Source organism: Burkholderia sp. 567 (genome assembly GCF_040545115.1).
Taxonomy (GTDB): Bacteria; Pseudomonadota; Gammaproteobacteria; order Burkholderiales; family Burkholderiaceae; genus Burkholderia; species Burkholderia ambifaria.
The window spans coordinates 476,829-494,122 of sequence record NZ_JBEPLG010000003.1; the positions used below are offsets into that span (position 1 = coordinate 476,829).

The 17,294-nt window shown below is 65.0% G+C and carries 14 protein-coding genes and 2 pseudogenes; 3 read left to right on the forward strand and 13 right to left on the reverse strand.

What is annotated here, in order from left to right; translation table 11 throughout:
• Window positions 1-7 precede the first annotated feature (7 nt).
• The gene (locus tag ABIC50_RS12600; RefSeq protein ID WP_175700601.1) at window positions 8-1,216 is read right to left on the reverse strand and encodes an ABC transporter substrate-binding protein; all 1,209 of its coding nucleotides are present in this window, start codon (window positions 1,214-1,216) and stop codon (window positions 8-10) included.
• Between the two features lie 228 nt (window positions 1,217-1,444).
• Between ABIC50_RS12600 and ABIC50_RS12605 the strand changes: the two genes are divergently transcribed.
• Window positions 1,445-2,299, forward strand: a complete 855-nt coding sequence (locus tag ABIC50_RS12605) for a FadR/GntR family transcriptional regulator (protein ID WP_354164132.1) — start codon at window positions 1,445-1,447, stop codon at window positions 2,297-2,299.
• 205 nt (window positions 2,300-2,504) lie between these two features.
• Here ABIC50_RS12605 and ABIC50_RS12610 read toward each other — a convergent pair whose 3' ends face one another.
• From ABIC50_RS12610 to ABIC50_RS12625, 4 genes are read right to left on the reverse strand one after another with little or no spacing between them, the layout of a single operon-like run.
• Window positions 2,505-3,929 carry an aldehyde dehydrogenase family protein gene (locus tag ABIC50_RS12610; protein ID WP_354164134.1) on the reverse strand — a complete coding sequence of 475 codons (1,425 nt, stop codon included), beginning with the start codon at window positions 3,927-3,929 and terminating at the stop codon, window positions 2,505-2,507.
• A 36-nt stretch (window positions 3,930-3,965) separates the two neighbouring features.
• Window positions 3,966-5,363 (reverse strand): aspartate aminotransferase family protein, encoded by a 1,398-nt coding sequence (locus ABIC50_RS12615; RefSeq protein ID WP_354164136.1) that lies wholly within the window; start codon window positions 5,361-5,363, stop codon window positions 3,966-3,968.
• A gap of 58 nt (window positions 5,364-5,421) precedes the next feature.
• Window positions 5,422-6,813: an APC family permease gene (locus ABIC50_RS12620; protein WP_354164138.1), complete on the reverse strand. Its 1,392-nt coding sequence runs from the start codon at window positions 6,811-6,813 to the stop codon at window positions 5,422-5,424.
• Complete coding sequence (locus tag ABIC50_RS12625; protein WP_354164140.1) at window positions 6,810-7,022, reverse strand: hypothetical protein; 213 nt, start codon at window positions 7,020-7,022, stop codon at window positions 6,810-6,812. The genes ABIC50_RS12620 and ABIC50_RS12625 overlap by 4 nt, the downstream gene beginning before the upstream one ends.
• Window positions 7,023-7,063: 41 nt before the next feature.
• On the opposite strand from ABIC50_RS12625, the gene ABIC50_RS12630 reads away from it, so the two are divergent.
• Window positions 7,064-8,221 carry an AraC family transcriptional regulator gene (locus tag ABIC50_RS12630; protein WP_354164142.1) on the forward strand — a complete coding sequence of 386 codons (1,158 nt, stop codon included), beginning with the start codon at window positions 7,064-7,066 and terminating at the stop codon, window positions 8,219-8,221.
• Window positions 8,222-8,386: 165 nt separating this feature from the next.
• On the opposite strand, the gene ABIC50_RS12635 is transcribed toward ABIC50_RS12630, so the two are convergent.
• The 8 genes and pseudogenes from ABIC50_RS12635 to ABIC50_RS12670 form a co-directional block, all read right to left on the reverse strand.
• Entirely contained in the window at window positions 8,387-9,646 is a 1,260-nt protein-coding gene (locus ABIC50_RS12635; RefSeq protein ID WP_354164144.1) for a saccharopine dehydrogenase family protein, read from the reverse strand.
• A 25-nt stretch (window positions 9,647-9,671) separates the two neighbouring features.
• Window positions 9,672-10,004 (reverse strand): annotated as a pseudogene (locus ABIC50_RS12640) (acetoacetate decarboxylase); the annotation flags it as partial.
• A gap of 100 nt (window positions 10,005-10,104) precedes the next feature.
• A pseudogene (locus tag ABIC50_RS12645) lies at window positions 10,105-10,362 on the reverse strand (MFS transporter); the annotation flags it as partial.
• Window positions 10,363-10,558: 196 nt separating this feature from the next.
• The gene (locus ABIC50_RS12650) at window positions 10,559-10,888 is read right to left on the reverse strand and encodes an H-NS histone family protein (RefSeq protein ID WP_006750598.1); all 330 of its coding nucleotides are present in this window, start codon (window positions 10,886-10,888) and stop codon (window positions 10,559-10,561) included.
• A gap of 366 nt (window positions 10,889-11,254) precedes the next feature.
• The gene (locus ABIC50_RS12655) at window positions 11,255-12,604 is read right to left on the reverse strand and encodes a reverse transcriptase family protein (protein WP_354164146.1); all 1,350 of its coding nucleotides are present in this window, start codon (window positions 12,602-12,604) and stop codon (window positions 11,255-11,257) included.
• 441 nt (window positions 12,605-13,045) lie between these two features.
• Window positions 13,046-13,990, reverse strand: coding sequence for a dTDP-4-dehydrorhamnose reductase family protein (locus ABIC50_RS12660; protein ID WP_354164147.1), 945 nt, complete (start codon window positions 13,988-13,990; stop codon window positions 13,046-13,048).
• A gap of 163 nt (window positions 13,991-14,153) precedes the next feature.
• Window positions 14,154-14,567: a DoxX family protein gene (locus tag ABIC50_RS12665; protein WP_011660963.1), complete on the reverse strand. Its 414-nt coding sequence runs from the start codon at window positions 14,565-14,567 to the stop codon at window positions 14,154-14,156.
• An 853-nt stretch (window positions 14,568-15,420) separates the two neighbouring features.
• Window positions 15,421-16,761: an HNH endonuclease signature motif containing protein gene (locus ABIC50_RS12670; protein WP_354164149.1), complete on the reverse strand. Its 1,341-nt coding sequence runs from the start codon at window positions 16,759-16,761 to the stop codon at window positions 15,421-15,423.
• Between the two features lie 200 nt (window positions 16,762-16,961).
• On the opposite strand from ABIC50_RS12670, the gene ABIC50_RS12675 reads away from it, so the two are divergent.
• On the forward strand, window positions 16,962-17,261 hold the full coding sequence (locus tag ABIC50_RS12675) for an H-NS histone family protein (protein WP_354164151.1): 300 nt from the start codon (window positions 16,962-16,964) through the stop codon (window positions 17,259-17,261).
• Window positions 17,262-17,294: the final 33 nt, after the last annotated feature.

Genomic DNA, 17,294 nt, shown 5'->3' on the forward strand with positions numbered 1-17,294 from the left:
CACTGCGTCACGCGAGCTTGCAGTTCGTCTTCTCGACCGGCAGGAACGACTGGCCCGAGCTGACGATGTCGGCGTAGTCGTCCGCGTTCTTCATCCGGCTCTTCGGCTTGCCCTTCAGCAGGTAGTAGTTCTTCAGCACCTGGTGGTCGCCCTTGCGGATTTCCTCCGGGCCCGTGAGGCCGTCGTACTTCATGCCCTCCATCGCCGCGACGACCTTCTTCGGATCGGCGCTGCCGGCCTTCACCATCGCGTCGACCAGGATCTTCGAGCAGATGTACGAACCCGCGAGGCTGTAGTTCGGGTTCGCCTTGAACGTGGCGTTCGCGCGCTTCACGAGGTCGCGGTTCAGCGGCGAATCGATGTCGTGCCAGTACTGCGCGCCGAAATACACGCCGTCGCAGATGTCGGGCCCGAGCGCCTCGAACTGCTCGAGGCCGGACGCCCACGCGAGCAGGATCGTGCAGTTGCGCTTCATCCCGAAGCTGACGGCCTGGCGCAGCGTGTCCGACGATTGCGAGCCGAAATTCAGGATCAGGAGCACGTCCGGCTGCGCGGCCGCCGCGTTCGTCAGGTAGCCGCTGAACTCCTTCTCGGCGAGCGAGTGGTAGCTGTTGCCGACATGCTCGATGCCCTTCTCCTTGAAGATCGCCTTCGCGGCCGACAGCAGGCCGTCGCCGAACACGTACTGCGGCGTGATCGTGTACCAGCGCTTCGCCTTCGGCAGCATCTGGGTCAACGGGCGCACCGTCTGCTCGATCGCGCCGAAGGTCGGCACCGACCAGCGGAACGTCGCGGCATTGCAATCCTTGCCGGTGATCTCGTCCGCGCCGGCCGTCGTGATGAACACGCCGCCCGCCTTCTGGACTTCCTTGCCCATCGCCAGCGATTCGGACGACAGGATGCCGCCCGCGAAGAAACGCACGCCCTTCTGCTGCGCGATCTCCTGCACGCGCCGCACGGCGGTCGCGGGCTTGCCCTCGGTGTCGAGCGCCGTGTAGGCGAGCGGCGCGCCGAGCACCTTGCCGTACTGCTGGACGACGAGCTTCATGCCGAGATCGGCGTACTTGCCGTTGGCGGCGAACGGCCCCGACATCGGCACCGGGCACGCCAGCTGGATGGATGAACCCTGCGCGAACGCGGCACGGGACGACATGCTGCCGAGCGCACCCGGCACGGCCGACAGCGCGGCCAGTTTCAACAGTTCTCGGCGATTCAAGTTGACGCTCCTGATAAAGGGGGACACACGCGATGCGACCGACTGCCAAACCGTGCCCACGCCCTGCAGGATGCGCGCCGCCGGTTGATCCTATTTATCATGATAAATAGAATGAACCTGATGCTAAAGTTGATCAAAATTGGTGTCAATCAGGCAAAATTCCGTACCCGCGCCGGAACGGATCGTCGACGATGACGCGGCGCGCAGTCAGACAAAGGAGTCGTGAAGATGGTCATGGACCGAGCCAGGGCGGGCCTCGCGGTCGAAATCAAGCAGCCGAAGCGGGCCGACCTCGTCGCCGAGGAGATCAAGCGGCTGATCACCGAGAAGGACCTGAAGCCGGGCGACCGCCTGCCGCGCGAAGCCGAGCTGCAGCAGCTCTACGCCGTGAGCAAGAGCACGATCCGCGAGGCGTTGAAGTCGCTCGAGGTGCAGGGGCTCATCAAGGTCACGACCGGGCCGTCGGGCGGCGGGATGGTCGTCGAGGTGCCGCTCGACCGCACGCTGCAGCTCCTGCAGAACTACCTGTTCTTCAAGGACGTGACGATCGACGACATCTACACCGTGCGCAAGCTGCTCGAACCCGAGCTGGCGGCCGGTGCCGTGCCGCACCTGACCGAGCGCGACTTCGCGGCGCTGGAGGCGAACATCGCGTGCTGCGACGGCGCGTCGGGCGTGCACGACCGTGGCCACATGCTGCGCCAGCGGCAGGAGGACACGACGTTCCACGACATCCTCGCGGCCGCGAACCCGAACCCATTCCTGCGCTTCAGCTGCGAGCTGATCAACGAGATGATCCGGCAGCTGATCGAGTTCCGGAACGATACGCCGCTCGTGGAGCACAAGCGCTTCGGCGAAGCGAACGTGTCGATCCACAAGGCGATCCTGCAGGCCGCGCGCGAGCGGGATGCCGAACGCGTCCGGGCGCTGATGGTCGAGCACATGACCGAGGCACCCAAGCATGTGAAGCGGATGAAGGGCAAGCTGCGCGGGCGGTTGATCCTCGATTCCGAGATCCGCAGGCGGGCCGCCGCGGCCGTTGCGGGACCCGATGCGGGCGCACAGGATCCCGACGACGACTGATTGCCCGCGGGCGCGGCGTCGGCTCGACGCCGCGTGCTTCGCCGCGCACGGGATCGTCAGCCGCGTCGCGGATGCCGAGGCGGCTCCGGGTCGTTACGGTTGTCATGGCCGTGACGGCCGGACGCCGCGAGCGGCGTCGACACCGGTGAGTACGCATCCGTGCCTCGCTTTCCCCGGGCGGCCGGGATCGTCATCTCCCGCACGCTCACGCGTACCCCGTCGTCCCCTTCGTCTCCAGGTATTCGACGAGGCCGAACTCCGCGTACTCGCGCCCGTTGCCCGAGCGCTTGTAGCCGCCGAACGGCGCGGCCGGGTTCCACGGCGGGTAGTTGATGTGGACATTGCCGACCCGCAGCCGCGCCGCCACCCTGCGTGCGCGATCGAGATCCTTCGACTGCACATAGGCCGCGAGCCCGTAGACCGAGTCGTTCGCGAGCGCGATCGCCTCGTCCTCGGTGTGGTAGGTCATGATCGCGAGCACCGGCCCGAAGATCTCCTCGCGCGCGATCGTCATGTCCGGCGTGACGTTCGAGAACACCGTCGGCCGCACGTAGAAGCCGTCAGCGAGCCCCTCTGGCCGCCCGGGGCCGCCGGCGACGAGCGTCGCGCCTTCTTCGATCCCGAGCCGGATGAAGTGCTGGATGCGGTCGAACTGCGTGCGGCTGACCACCGGCCCGATGTCCGTTTCCGGCGAACGCGGATCGCCGACGACCGTGCGCGCCGCCTCGGCACGCGCCGCTGCCTCGGCCGCGGCCAGCTGGTCGACATGCACGAACATCCGCGTCGGCGCGTTGCACGACTGCCCGCTATTGCTGAAGCAGCTGCGCACGCCGCGCGCGACCGCATCGTCGATGTCGGCATCCGGCAGGATCAGGTTCGGGCTCTTGCTGCCGAGCTCCTGGTGCACGCGCTTCACCGTGTCGGCGGCCGCCTTCGCGACCTCGACGCCCGCACGCGTCGACCCAGTGAACGACACCATGTCGACGTCCGGATGCCGCGACAGCGCGTCGCCCACTTCATGCCCGTAGCCGTGCACGAGGTTAAACACGCCGGGCGGTACGCCGGCTTCGTGCAGGATCTCGGCAAACAGGACCGCGCTGAACGGCGCGATCTCGCTCGGCTTGAGCACCATCGTGCAGCCGGCCGCGAGCGCCGGCGCGACCTTGCACACGATCTGGTTGATCGGCCAGTTCCACGGCGTGATCAGCGCGCACACGCCGATCGGCTCGTGCGACACGAGCAGCGAATCGGTCTGCGTACTGAACCGGAACGCCTGCAGCGCACGGATCGTCTGTTCGAGGTGCGCGGTGCCGACCGCGGCCTGCATCGCGCGTGCGAACGCGATCGGCGCACCCATCTCCTGGCTGATCGCGTGCGCGACTTCGTCGTAACGGCGCTGGTAGATCTCGAGCACGCGCCGCAGCAGCGCGACACGCTCGTCGACCGTCCAGCGCGAGTACGTATCGAAGGCGTGCTTCGCCGCGCTGACCGCCCGGTCGACGTCGGCCGGCCCGCCGATCGCGAGACGCGCATATGGCCTGGCGGTCGCCGGATCGATCACGTCGATCGCGCGCGCGTCGACCGGGTCGACCCACTGCCCGGCGATATAGCTCTGTTGCGAGGTTCGCATCGAATGCTCCTGGGATAACGAATGCCCGTGCCGTGCTCAGCGCGTCGCACGTGCGTAGGTATCGACGAGGATGTCGCGGATCTGCGCGACGAACCACACGATCTCGTCGCGCGACATCACGAGCGGCGGCGAGAACTGCACGATCGGCGTGCCTTCGTGATCGACGCCCGCGCGGCACAGCAGCCCCGCTTCGAAGATCGCGGGCGCGAGCAGCGTCGACACGAATGTCTGTGCGCCGATGCCGGCCGCCCAGCGGCGCGCGGCCTTGTCGGTCACGAGTTCGAGCGAGTAGTGGTAGCCGTCGCCGCGCACGTCGCCAACGCACGGCAGCTCGAGCAGGCCGTCGAGCGTCTGGCGGAACACCGCTTCGTTGCTGCGCACGTTCTCGAGCACGCCTTCGCGCTCCATGATCGCGAGGTTCGCGAGCGCGGCCGTGCATGCGACCGGGTGGCCGCCGTACGTCGCACCGTGCAGGAACATCTGCTGCGGGCCCGCGAGCACTGTGTCGACCACCGTGTCGCTCGCGATCACGCCGCCGAGCGGCACGTAGCCCGACGCGATCCCCTTCGCGAACGTGATGAGGTCCGGCTTCAGCCCGTAACGCGTCGACCCGAACCATTCGCCCAGACGCCCGAACCCGCAGATCACCTCGTCCGCGACGAGCAGCACGCCGTGCCGGTCGCACAGCGCGCGCAACCCTTGCGCATAACCGGCCGGCGGCGTCAGGCTGCCGCCCGCGTTCTGCAGCGGCTCGACGACGACCGCGGCGACGGTGTCCGGCCCTTCCTGGACGATCAGCGACTCGATCTCGTCGAGTAGATGGCGCGTGAACTGCGCTTCCGTCTCGCCTTCCGGTCGCCCGTAGCGCTTCGTGTTGCTCACGTGCCGCACGCCCGCCATCAGCGGCTCGAAATGCTTGCGGAAGTTGGTCATTCCGTTCAGCGCGAGTGCGCCGAACGACGTGCCGTGATATGCGACGCGCCGCGCGATGAACTTGCGCCGCTGCGGCTCGCCGCGCGCCTGGTGGTACTGGCGCACCAGTTTGATCGCCGACTCGTTCGACTCCGAGCCGCTCGACGTGAAGAACACGCGGTTTAGGCCGTCCGGCGCGAGCGCCGCCAGCTTGTGCGCGAGACGGATCGCCGGTTCGTGGCCGTAGCCCCAGTTGGTCGCGAACGGCAGCCGCACCATCTGCTCGCGGATCGCGTCGCCGATCTCCGCGCCGTGGCTGTAGCCGACCTGCACGCAGTACAGCCCGGCCAGCGCGTCGAAGTAACGCTTGCCGCTGCGATCGACGAGCCAGCAGCCTTCGCCGCGGTCGAACACCGTCAGCGCCTGCTCGCGATAGGCATCGGCGTGCGTGAAGTGCATCAGCAGGTGGCGCTTGCCGAGCGCCTGCAGGTCCGCATCGAGATTGACGTCAACACCGTTCATGGGTCACTCCTCCTTTTTGCGTTGCGACACCGGCGACTGGACGCCGCCGGCCGGTCATTCAGTTCATCGACAGCGTCGGCGCCGGCCGCGTGAAACCGCGCGTGAGCCACAGCAGTTGGCAAAGCCCGAGCGCGAGCCAGCCGATGCCGACGTAGAAGGTCTGGCGCGACAGGCCCGACCACAGCCATACGTTCATCGCGAAGCCGAGCGCGGGCACCACGCCGAACTTGATCCAGCACGCGAAGCGGCGGTGTTCCGGGCGGCCGAGGTAGCTGCGCATCACGCACAGGTTCACGACCGCGAACGCGACGAGCGCGCCGAAGCTGATCATCGTCGACGCGAGATCGAGCGTGATGAACAGCGCAGACAACGACACGGCGCCGACCGCGAGCGTCGCGCGCACCGGCGTGCGCAGTCGCGCATGCAGGTGGCCGAACACACGCTCGGGCAGCACCTGGTCGCGGCCCATCGCGAACAGCACGCGCGTCACGCTCGCCTGCCCGGCCATCGCGCTCGCGAAGCAGCCGGCCACGTACACCGCGACGAAGAACGCCGACAGCGTGCCGCCGCCGATGCGCCGCATCAGTTCGAGGCTCGCCGAATCGAGATCCTTGAATGCGTGCCAGTCCGGAAACACCACCTGCCCCGCATACGCGATCAGCATGAACAGCAGGCCGCTCGCGAGCGTGCAGAGCAGGATCGCGCGCGGCACCGTACGGCGCGGCTCGTGCGTTTCCTCCGACAGCGTCGACACCGCGTCGAAGCCGAGGAACGACAGGCACAGGATCGCGGACCCGGCGAGGATCGCGCGCGCGTCGCCCGACGACGGCAGCGCGAGCGCCGTCGTCAGCCCTTCGCCGGCCGCGACGTGCGCGGCCGCCGCGACGAATACCGCGATGAACACGAGCTGGCTCGCGATCAGGATCAGGTTCACGCGATTGACGAGCCGGATGCCGACGATGTTCAGTCCCGTGATCAGCGCGATGCTCGCGACGATCCACACGCTCGCCGGCACCGCCGGGTACAGCTGCTTCATGTAGATTCCGATCGCGAGGTAGCTGATCATCGGGATGAACAGGTAGTCCATCAGCAGCGCCCAGCCGACCATGAAACCGGCCGACGTGCCGAAGTTACGGCTCGCGAACGTATAAGCGGAACCGGCGCTCGGCATCAGCCGCGCCATGTGGCCGTAGCTGTGCGCGGTCAGCAGCATCGCGACCAGCGTGACCGCATACGCGATCGTCAGATGGCCGTTGGTCTCGCGCGTGACGATCCCGTAAGTCGTGAACACCGTCATCGGCAGCATGTACGCGAGGCCGAAGATCACCAGCGTGAACAGCCCGAGCGAATGCGCACTGCCTGGTCCTGGCTCGGCGTGCCCGTTCGCATGCGTTTGCACATCGTCTGTCGCGGCGCTGGGCGCGCGTTGCTCCGGCCTCGTGTCTTTCATGCTGTCCTCGCGTGGATGTCGTCCATGACGTCAACACTCGTGTCGTCGGCAATGCGGGCATCGCAGGCATTGCGCGATTCGGAAACGAGTGTGGTGCGCCAAAAAATCGACGACGAATGAGAAAAGCGGACGTAATCAGGGGATATTTGCGGACGGGCGACCGGCGCCGTGTCGCTAGCGGGGAAGGCCCGCTGGCGTTTCGCGGGCATTCCCGCTATGTTCTATGCGAACCCGTCGTCGCCCTCGCACCATGGACAGCAAGTCCCATCGACCTCAAAGCCGCGCCGAACGCAGCCTGCGTTCGGCGCTCGGCCTCGCGCGTCCCGCCGGACGCCAGGAGGACATTCCCGCCACCGTGCACGCGATCGCGGCCGCGCTCGACGAGTGCCGCGTCCGACATATCGATGGCGCGGTGCTGCTCGAAGGCACGGGCCTCGGCGCGGCGGAAGTCGCGTCGCCGAGCCTGCACGTGAATCGCGACCAGGAGCAGCGCTGCTTCCGCAATCTGCTGCGCTGCACCGGCTTGCCGTCGATCGGCCTGTCGATCGGCGCGCGGCTCCATGTGTCGACGCTCGGCCTCGCCGGCTACGCGATGCTGATCAGCGGCTCCGTGATGCAGGCGTTCCGGTGCATGAGCCAGTTTCCGTTGTTCATGGGCTTGTATTTCGACGTGCGGGTGCATGCGCATGCGCAAGGCATGAGCGTGACGATCGACCGGTACAACGGCGAACCCGACATCGAGGTGTTCCAGACCGACATGTGCCTGTCGAGCCTGCGGCTGATCGTGTCCGATCTGGTCGGCAAGCCGGTGTGGCCCGCCCGGTTGCATCTCGCGCGCCGCGCGCCGCGCAACGGCGCGGACTACGCACATCACTTCGGCTGCCCGGTCGCGTTCAATGCCGGCGAGAACCGGCTCGTGTTTACGAGCGTGAACGGCACCGAGGTCCCGCGGCTCGCGAACGAAGTCAGCTTCAATGCGCTGCACGGTCAGTGCGAAGCGCTCGAACGACAGTGGGCGGCGTCGATCGGCACGCGCTTCGCCGACCGCGCGAAGGAATTGATGGCGCGCGACCTCGTGCGCTTCAAGTCGATGACGTCGCTCGCGAATGCGCTGCATCTGACCGAGCGCACGTTGCGCCGCCGGCTCGAGAAGGACGGCATCACGTTTCAGTCGCTACTGGACGACGTGCGCCGTCAGGAGGCGGTGCGGCTGCTCGACGAGCCGACGCTGAGCGTGGCCGCGATCGCGGAGCGGCTCGGCTACAGCGAACCGCGCAGCTTCCGCCATGCGTATCGACGCTGGACCGGCAAGACGCCGCGCGCGGGGGCGGGTTCGGACGGCGACGCGTGCAGCGGCGTGGCCGTGCACACACCCGATTCCAGCGGCCGTAGATGCCGCACGGGGTGAAGATCGCCGCGCGGCGTGTCGAACCGGTCGTCCGGCATCATCATGTCGTGCTGCGGGTAGTCGTCACGGCTCACGCGTTCGAAATGCGCGGCTGATCCATCCGGATGCCGATGCATTCTGCACGGCGCGCGCGAACGATCGCACTGCACACGCCGCGCGCTCGGCTCACGCATCCGCCAGCACTTCGAAACGCAACCCAGCATGCCGCTCGAGGCGTTCAATGAAGCGCGCGTCGAACATCGTCGCGGGCGTCCAGAACCCGCCACCGCGCCCGGTCTTCACGCCGTCGCGTGTGCAATCCAGTGCGAGGCTGAGCGCGGCCTGCCCGAGCATCTTGCCCGTCGAGCCGTATCCGGGATCACGATCGCCGGTGACTTTCACGCGCAGCGTCCGCCCGTCTTCGGCGCGCCCGAAAAAGCGCAGATCGTAGCGGCCGGCCAGCTGCGCGGCGGCGCTCGGCCCCTCGCCGGGCTTCGGCAGCAGGAAGCGCTCCATCAGGCCGCGCACCGGCGGGATGAGCACGCCCGCCATGAACGCGCCGAGTCCGGCCACCATCGTCAGCGCGGCGAGACGGCCCTTCAGGCCCGTGCCCGTGATGACCGCCTCGTCATAGGCGAAACGGGTTCCGTATGCGTCGCCGGCGAGCGCGTTCGAGCGATGCACGACGCGCTCGTTGATGGCCGCCATCACGAACGGCGCGATCCACGTGCCGCCGTCGCGATCGAATTCCGCCGAGCGGACCGCGTGCTGCCGCACCGTGAAGCGATGATCCGCCGGACACAGCGCATACGGATCGAGCAGTTCGCGGCGCAACGCGGGATCGGCCGCGGCTTCGCGCACGACGTTGATCACGCTCGCGACTGTTCCGCCCGACGCCCCGCCCTTCAGCGTCTTCACGCGCATCTTCACCTGCGTGGCCGGCACGCCCCACTGCCGCCGTGCGTGCTGCTGCAGGAACAGCACGCCGATATCCGACGGCACCGAATCGAAACCGCAGCAATGCACGATGCGCGCGCCCGATTGCCGGGCTGTCGGCTCGTACCGTTCGATCATTCGCTTGATCCACTGCGTCTCGCCGGTGAGATCGCAGTAGTCCGTACCGGTTTGCGCGCAGATCCGGACCAGCGGTTCGCCATACAGCGCGTACGGCCCGACGGTCGACACGACGACGCGCGTGCGTGCGCACAACGCCTGCAATTGCGTGTCGTCGGCCGCATCGGCGACGATGATCGGCAGCGTCTGCCATGCGGCGCCGAGTGCCTCCCTGACGTGCCGGAGCTTCGCGTCGGAGCGGCCGGCAATCGCCCAGCGCAGCGTTTCGCCGCTGCCCGACAGGTATTCTGACAGGTAGCGCGTCAGGATCTGCCCGACGAAGCTGGTGGCGCCGAATACGACGAGATCGAGATCATGGGTCGGCTGGGTCATCGACGCTTCCTCTGAAAGGGGTTGGCTAACGGCAGCCGCGCTCATCGAACGCCTTCAATGGCGTCGGCAGGTTCAGCGTGAGCTGCGCATCCTTGACCACGTCGAACCGCGCGACGGTGGACACGCCCAGCCCGTCGAGCAGCGGGCTCAGCGGGCCGCCATGCCGCACCAGCTCGACGCCGCACGGCAACACGCACTGCGCGAACGATAGCGTATTGGTCTGCACCCAACTCTGGTGCCATACGCCGTCGACGAGATGGATCATGATATTCGTGCCCATGCGCGACTGGGAAGGCACGTCGGTCAGCGCGGGCGTCGGTACGTTCAGCGTCAGGTCGGGCCGACCGTCCGCTCGAGCCGATGCACATGCCTCTATCCGCTGCGTATGACCCGGCCGCGCGAATGATCGGGAATCCCAAGAGCCGGAGCGCGTAACGATGCCCGCGCGCCCCGCATCGTCATTCGAGTTCGACGCCCTTGAGCTCCGGGATCAGGACCAGCGTCGCGACCATGTCGAGCACGTAGAGGCCGGCGAGCAGCGCGATCGCCGTCTGGAACGAGTAGCGCGCGGCCAGCGCGCCGACCGCCACCGGCCCGAATCCGCCGACCGCGCGTCCGATATTCCCCAGCACGTTCTGCGCGGTCGCCCGCGCGGCGGTCGGATAGCCGTCGGACATCAGCGCCCCGTGGCCGCCGACCATCCCGTTGACGAACATTGCGCACGCAGAAAGCGCCGCGCGCGCCCGCTTCCGGCATCGGAAACGGGCAGCGGCGGTAATGAATTTGAAAGGTATCGGAGCCGGCGATCCCGCCATCAGGCGGGACACCGAAGAACGGGATGAAGCGGGTGTGGCGCGGCCGGCGTCGCCGCCGGCGCGGGTCGAACGGCACCTCGGCGGTGCCGCTGCGGCATCAGCCCTGGTCGTCCCCGGGCCACCAGGTTCGGGCTTCGCGGTCGACGAGCAGCGTGTCGAGATCCTTGCCTTCGAGCCATTTGGGTCGCGGGCCGCGGCCGGACCATGAGCGGCCGGTCGTCGGATCGTAATACTTGGCAGGCGCCTTGCGTTTTCGCTGGACGATGTAGCCGAGGGCGCTCAGCACTTCCTGCTGCGTGATGCCCAACAACTCGACCTGCTCCTTGAATGCCGCGAGTGCGGCTTGCTTCTCCTTCTGCTTGGCATCCGACAACTTGATGTTCAGGTCCCGAAGTTGTGCTTCGAGTTCCTGCAGGGCCTGGGTCATGTATTCATCCTCTTTGGGTATGTTTTTATTCAAAAAACCTCCGATGGCCGAACCTATCACGAAGTTCCGCCAATCTGTGTTGCGATGTGTGAATTCGCCCGGACCTGCAAGGCTTTCGCAGTATGCCGCAGGCAACGCCATCGTCGAAAGCCGCATGGCATCGGCACGCAACACGGGGCGCGTCGCGCTCGAACGCGCGGCGCGCCGCCTGGGTGGCGACCTCCTCGCCACCGGGCGCCGCCGCCTTGTGCGGGCGCGGCATGGCGCGAATGATAGCAGTGCCGATCCCTCGTGTTTGAGGACTTTTGCGGCGCGGCGCACTCCTGGGCTTCGCCGGACCGCGCGCGTCGACGCCTGCGCGGCGATTTACGCGCCGAAGCCGCACCCGTCCCATGCGATCCGGGCGAACAGCGCATGCAGCTTCGCGCCGCGCGCGGCGTTCAGCGCGCGTGCATGGGCGACGCGTCCGGCCAGGTATGCGCGGAAATCCGGGTGCGCGGCACGATTCTGCGACGCCGGTCCGTGCCGGATGCAGTTGGTCAGGATGGCCTTCAGGACATCGAACTCGTCGCGCGCCAGATTCGGATGGCGATTGACGACCACGCCGGCCAGTTGCTGCCGCACGCCCCGCGGCATCACGCGCGTCTTGCGCAGCTGCAGCGCGAAGCCTTCCTCGAGCGCGATCGCGGCGACCCGCACCTGCAGCCGCCCGGCCTCGCGGGCAAGGGCGCCGCCGCCCGAGAACGCGAGATCGTCCGCGTAGCGCGTGTAGGTCGCGTCGAGCGAACGCGCGAGCGCGGCGAGCCGCATGTCGAGGCGGAACGCGCACAGGTTGGCCAGCGCCGGCGAGGTCGGCGCGCCCTGCGGCAGATGACGGTTGCGGTAGCGCTGGCGGCCGGTCCAGTCGAACCGGTCGCGCAGGTCGGCCTCGAGCAGCCGCGCCGACGGCACGCGGTTGGTGCACAGCGCGGTCAGCGTGCGCGCGACTTCCGCCGGATAGCCGAGCGTCACGAACAACGCATGCACCCGCGCCGCGCGCACCGACACGAAGAAATCCGCGAGATCGAAGCGCACGACGACGTCGCGATCCGCATGCGGGGCCGCGAACGACACGATCCCGCGCCCCTTGCGAAAGCCGTGCGCCGCGTCGTGCGGCGGGATGCGATCGAGCAGACCGTGCAGGATGCGGCGCTGCGCTTCGCGCAGCCGGCCCTTCGGGATCTCGATCAGGCGGCAGCCGCCGCGACGCTTGTCGTAGCCGGTGTACGTGTAGTGATGCAGCGGCGAGTCACTGCCGCGCGCGTCGACGCGCCAGCGCTCGGACAGCCAGTCGAGCTCGGAAGCACTGACGCCGAGCCAGCGTGCCAGGTCGCCGCACGTCGGCCATTGCGGCACGTCGGCGCCGGCGAGCCGCGCCGGCAATGGCCGCTGCACCGGCGGCCGGCGCACGATGCGCATCACGACCGGCCGATCACGGCCGTACCACGCGATCATGAACGCCGACGTATCGGCCAGCGCGCTGGCGAGCAGGTCGGTATCGACGTCGGCCCAGTGCGTGCCGAAGTGCGCGATCACGTGCTCCACGAGCTCATGCGACCACGACGGTGCGGCGCCGAGCACGGTCGCGATGCGCTCGAGCATGCCGCCACGTTCGGGCGGGCCGGCCAGCATCGCTTCGGCAATCGTGCGGGCTGTATCGAACCGGGATGCGTGCATGGCAAGGAATGGGCGGGACGATGAGTCAACGTGACAGGTGCTGCGAGAGCAGTCGTTGCGCAACGCGCAACCTGCGCTCTTGCGACGCATCGGAGTGTCGGTCTCATCCACGGGGTAGCCCCGTGGTCCTGGAACATCGGCTGCCTGTTCCGGGGGTGTGCTTGACCCACCGCCCCGCGACGCGACTTTAATGGCCGCGCGCGCGGAGTGTCAAATGGCGGGTCGCGCGTTGCTCGTGCCCGTCGCGCGAAAAATTCGCCGAACGGTGTCGGCGACACGCGGACGCCCGGCCATGCCGCTCAGCATCGTCGCGCGGGTCGCGTGCGCGATCGAGTCCGATACGTCGGTACGAAGACGTGTCGGCATGGGCCCACTCTTGCTCTCTTGCTCTCGTGCGTTGTTCGAATGCGTCAGCGCATCGGCGAACCGGGCGTTTCGGACTTACGGGAGCGGCGGCGCGTCCCGCAACACGGCTTGCAGCCCGGTCGCGAACGGCGTCGCATGCTCGATCCCGAGTGCACGCACGCGCGCCGCATCCAAATGGCAATCGTACGGACGCGGCGTCGCATCGGCCGGCGTGTCGATCCGCGCGAGCGCCGCGTCGATGCCGAGCACGGCCGCGATCCGCTGCGCGATGTCGTACTTCGTCATCGGTTCCTCGGCCGACCAATGCCGGATGCCGGTGACGGTCGAACCCGCGAGATGGCGCAGCGTCAGGTCGCGGATGACCTCGGCGACGTCGGGCGTGTAGGTCGGATAGCGAATCGCCCACGCGTCCATGCCGACCGCGTCCGCGCCCGGTCGTGCGGACGCGACGATCGCCGGCACGAGGCTCGTGACGGCCGACTCGCGCCAGTCGACGATCGGGCCGTAGAGCAACGGCAGGCGCAGCACGCAGGCAAGCGGCGACGCGGCGAGCAACGCGGCCTCGCCTTCCAGCTTGGTGCGGCCGTAGATGTTCAGCGGGTTTGGCGCGGCGTCTTCGCGGTACGGCGCGTCCTTGCCGTCGAATACGTAATCGGTGGAAATGCCGAGCGTCCACGCGCCGTAGCGCGCGGCGAGCGCGCCGATGCGGGCCGGCGCGTCGACGTTGATTGCGCGTGCGGCCGCGGGGTCGCGTTCGCAGACGTCCGGGCGCCGCTCGGCGGCGCAGATGATCACGGCGGCCGGTCGCCGGGTGTCGAAGAGATGTTCGAGCGCCGGCTGATCGAGAACGTCGAGCCGCGCGACGTTGTCCGGCGGCAACGCGAGGCGGCGTGCGCCCGCGGTGTCCGGGTTCCGGATGGTTGCGACCTGCGTCAGCGACGATTCGCGGGACAGCGAAGCGGCAACCGCACGGCCGAGCAGGCCGGACGCGCCGATGAGAAGGATGGTCGGGTGCGACACGGTAGTAGCCAACGACGAAAGGGGTGAGGGGACCCAATCTATACGAGAACCGGCACCGATGTCGATTTCGGTCGCACGTCGACGACGTGCGCATGATGAAACAAGGCCCGGTGCGCGATTGCGCGCACCGGGCCTGTCGTGCGGCACGAAGTTTCGCGCTCGCTTACTTCCGGTCGAACGAATACCGCCCCGGCCCGGTGACCGCGAGCAACAGCAGGCCGCCGATGATGCTGATGTTCTTGTAGAAGTTGATCATCGCGAGGTACTGGTCCATGCCCTGCAGTGCCCAGTAGCGATGCCCGATCAACGCGGTTGCGAGCGTATAGACCGCGAACACCAGCGCGAGCGGACGCGTGTAGAAGCCGACCGCGATCAGCGCGCCGCCGACCAGCTCGACCGCCACCGCGATCACCGCCGACAGCTCGGGCGACGGCGCCCCCGTCGACGCCATGTACGCGACCGTGCCCGAGAAGCCGTTCAGCTTCTGCCAGCCGAACAGCACGAACAGGATCATCATCAGCACGCGGCCCGCCAACAGCAGCTCGTCCTTCTTCGAATCCAGCGAAACGTAACGCATAGCAATCACCTTGAATGGATGGTTTGACGCATTCGGTGCCGACGTCCGCCGCAACGGCGAACCCAAAGATCGACATCGAACCCGCCTCGCACGATCGAACCGCGGGCCGGTCGGGCCGCTGCCGAAGAACCCGTCCGGTCGCGCCGGCTTGGCGCGGTGCGGATCGGTTCTGGCGAAGCACGGGTGCAGTCTACTGTCTCACCGAAAATCATCAATCCGTCGAAACAAGATTCGTTGTCTCGTTTTAGTGGACAATTGTCACGTAACAAATGCGTCGTATGCGGCCGCTGGTTCATCGCAAATAAAATCTGATCTGAAGCAAATAAATCTGAGCTTGCATTTTAAGACAATGAATATTGGTCCGAACACTAGTCGCGGACCCGCACAATGAGAAATAAATCTGTTTTCATACGACTAAATCATTGTAATTATTAGATATTTTTTGACAGCAAACCACCTCCCATTGACTGACTCAACCTGCTGAAGAGGTGCTTCGCCTTCATGTTTGACGCTCGGCTCACCTGCAGCCAAGAGAAGATGGTTCTGGGACCTCCAGTAAAATCAACGGCTTCCGTTGTTTTTCGCAATAAAACATCGACTACACGTTCGCGTTTGCAAACAAAAGTTGTCCCGTGACAACCTCGTGCGCTGCCTGCATCCATATTTTTCACCCACTTGAACAAAGCCTTTCGGGCCGCGTAAGCTGTCCTCGCGAACCGCTGCTAGGTTCACCCGTAGGATCTCGTCGTCGCCAAACTCGGCTCCCAAGGATAGACCCCTGAATGACGATGCAGCTCGACAGAGCTTGGCGCAAGTGTTCGTATTGAGGTCCACCAGCGTATTTTAATTTGCTCTACGTTTTCCTTCTCCGCCGACTCAGCCGCTCAGCAGATTCCAGACGAATGTCCTCTAGGGTCTGCCCGTCCAGTTTTGGCAACCTCGGCATCCATCGGCGCCAACCTGATCCTTTGTCATCGACGAGCACCAACTGCGATCCAACCGCCTCACGCACCGCTAGGTCGACGATTGAGAACGCTCGCGTGAGCCATGGTCGGAACTTGGACTTGAGGATCAAAGCGCCATTGCCCCATATTGAATCTGTTGCAATGGCATGACACATGCGCCGCACGTCATCTGGCACTGAAATATCGTCGTCAGAAAAATAAAGTCTTCCTTTCTGAATCTCAAAATGAGAAACAATATCTGGAAGTCTCAACCTTCTCCCAGTCTTGCCAATCCCCGACTCGATTAATCCAAGTTTATCAAAGAAGGAACAAATATTATGCCAATCACGCTCACCTATCGCATGATATCTCCGCACTTCACTACGCTCAAGCATTCTACTTGCATATATTATCGTTGCAAACATATCGCGAAACCACCTCTGCACCGCCGTCCGAATCGGAAACACCAAGCCACCACGCCCTATCAATTCAACCGGATCCAAGTACACCCCGTCGACCAAACCCGCAGCACGAATCCTCTCCGAGATATCTCCAACTTTACCTTCTAGACGTAGACTCATCATCGCTTCGGTCAACCAAGGCAAGCTGCCATCAGAATGAAATGAATAGCCACTAGAAGCCTTTATTTCCATACGGTTGCGAAGACATACAATACCATCTTCCACGGCGTGGTAAGCATCCGCGCTATTACCATCGTTCCCGAGTGTATTCTTTACCGCCTCTGCGGCACGCGCCTCCAGTGCAGCCCGCGAAACAATCCACGCGCCACGCCAACCCACTGCCAACGCGAGAATTTCATCGACCTCAATGTGCAGCAGATCAGTGCATATTCGCGGGTCCGAATTGATCATCTCAATTCTATTCCTCACCGCATTCAACTTGACAAGCACAGCATCAAGTCGAGACGAAATGATCCTAGCAGAAAAATTGAAAACTCCCTGCATCATGATCGAATTTATAACGAAATTACTTTCTTTTATATTACATCGCGGGCAAGATAATTTCAGATTTATAAGATTATCAACATCCAAATCAGAAAAATACTCACCCATCAACTTCGGGTGAGTTCGTGAAATTATATGTGCAACGTGAAAATTATCACCTTCAATCCGACAACGGCAAGTTGCACACTCCCCCTCATACAGATGAAACACAACCGATCGACAAATGGGTTTTCCGTAAAATCCATTGTACTGAACAAAATCTTCTTCGCGAAAAACACGACTCATTCAATCCTCCGAACACCATATGCATGGACGAGCATATCTGCTCCGCGACGGACGAGTAACCGTTGAGTCAAACGATCGACTGACTCACCCAGGCATGTCCACGAAAAAGAACCGTGCGAGTAGTTAAGTCATGCAAACATTGGTAGCCCGCTCTTCGTCAAACCAGCTATCATAGGCTTAGTACAACCAAAGGAGGACGCATGGCCAGCTACAAGGACTTGAAAGCTCAAATGGACGCGCTTGCTGAGCAGGCGGAAGTGGCTCGTCTAGCCGAATTCCAAGCTATCGTCGACGACATCCGTACCAAGGTCGCCGAGTACGGGATTACCGAGAAAGATATATTTGGGGTACGCCGAGGCCGAGTGGCAAAGAAACCAGCGGCGCCGGTCGAGGCGAAATATCGTGATCCGAAAACCGGAGCGACTTGGTCAGGGCGCGGCCGAGCACCGGCGTGGATCAAAGAAGCCAAGAACCGTAATCGATTTCTTATCCAAGAGTAAGGTTTCGACCTTTGGCTGACCACCTGTGGAGCC

Bases quoted from the DNA above. Each gene is read 5' to 3' on its own strand.
- ABIC50_RS12605 (WP_354164132.1), top strand. From the start codon at position 1,445: ATGGTCATGGACCGAGCCAGGGCGGGCCTCGCGGTCGAAATCAAGCAG.
- ABIC50_RS12610 (WP_354164134.1), bottom strand. From the start codon at position 3,929: ATGCGAACCTCGCAACAGAGCTATATCGCCGGGCAGTGGGTCGACCCG.
- ABIC50_RS12615 (WP_354164136.1), bottom strand. From the start codon at position 5,363: ATGAACGGTGTTGACGTCAATCTCGATGCGGACCTGCAGGCGCTCGGC.
- ABIC50_RS12620 (WP_354164138.1), bottom strand. From the start codon at position 6,813: ATGAAAGACACGAGGCCGGAGCAACGCGCGCCCAGCGCCGCGACAGAC.
- ABIC50_RS12625 (WP_354164140.1), bottom strand. From the start codon at position 7,022: ATGCCCGCGAAACGCCAGCGGGCCTTCCCCGCTAGCGACACGGCGCCG.
- ABIC50_RS12630 (WP_354164142.1), top strand. From the start codon at position 7,064: ATGGACAGCAAGTCCCATCGACCTCAAAGCCGCGCCGAACGCAGCCTG.
- ABIC50_RS12635 (WP_354164144.1), bottom strand. From the start codon at position 9,646: ATGACCCAGCCGACCCATGATCTCGATCTCGTCGTATTCGGCGCCACC.
- ABIC50_RS12650 (WP_006750598.1), bottom strand. From the start codon at position 10,888: ATGACCCAGGCCCTGCAGGAACTCGAAGCACAACTTCGGGACCTGAAC.
- ABIC50_RS12655 (WP_354164146.1), bottom strand. From the start codon at position 12,604: ATGCACGCATCCCGGTTCGATACAGCCCGCACGATTGCCGAAGCGATG.
- ABIC50_RS12665 (WP_011660963.1), bottom strand. From the start codon at position 14,567: ATGCGTTACGTTTCGCTGGATTCGAAGAAGGACGAGCTGCTGTTGGCG.
- ABIC50_RS12670 (WP_354164149.1), bottom strand. From the start codon at position 16,761: ATGAGTCGTGTTTTTCGCGAAGAAGATTTTGTTCAGTACAATGGATTT.
- ABIC50_RS12675 (WP_354164151.1), top strand. From the start codon at position 16,962: ATGGCCAGCTACAAGGACTTGAAAGCTCAAATGGACGCGCTTGCTGAG.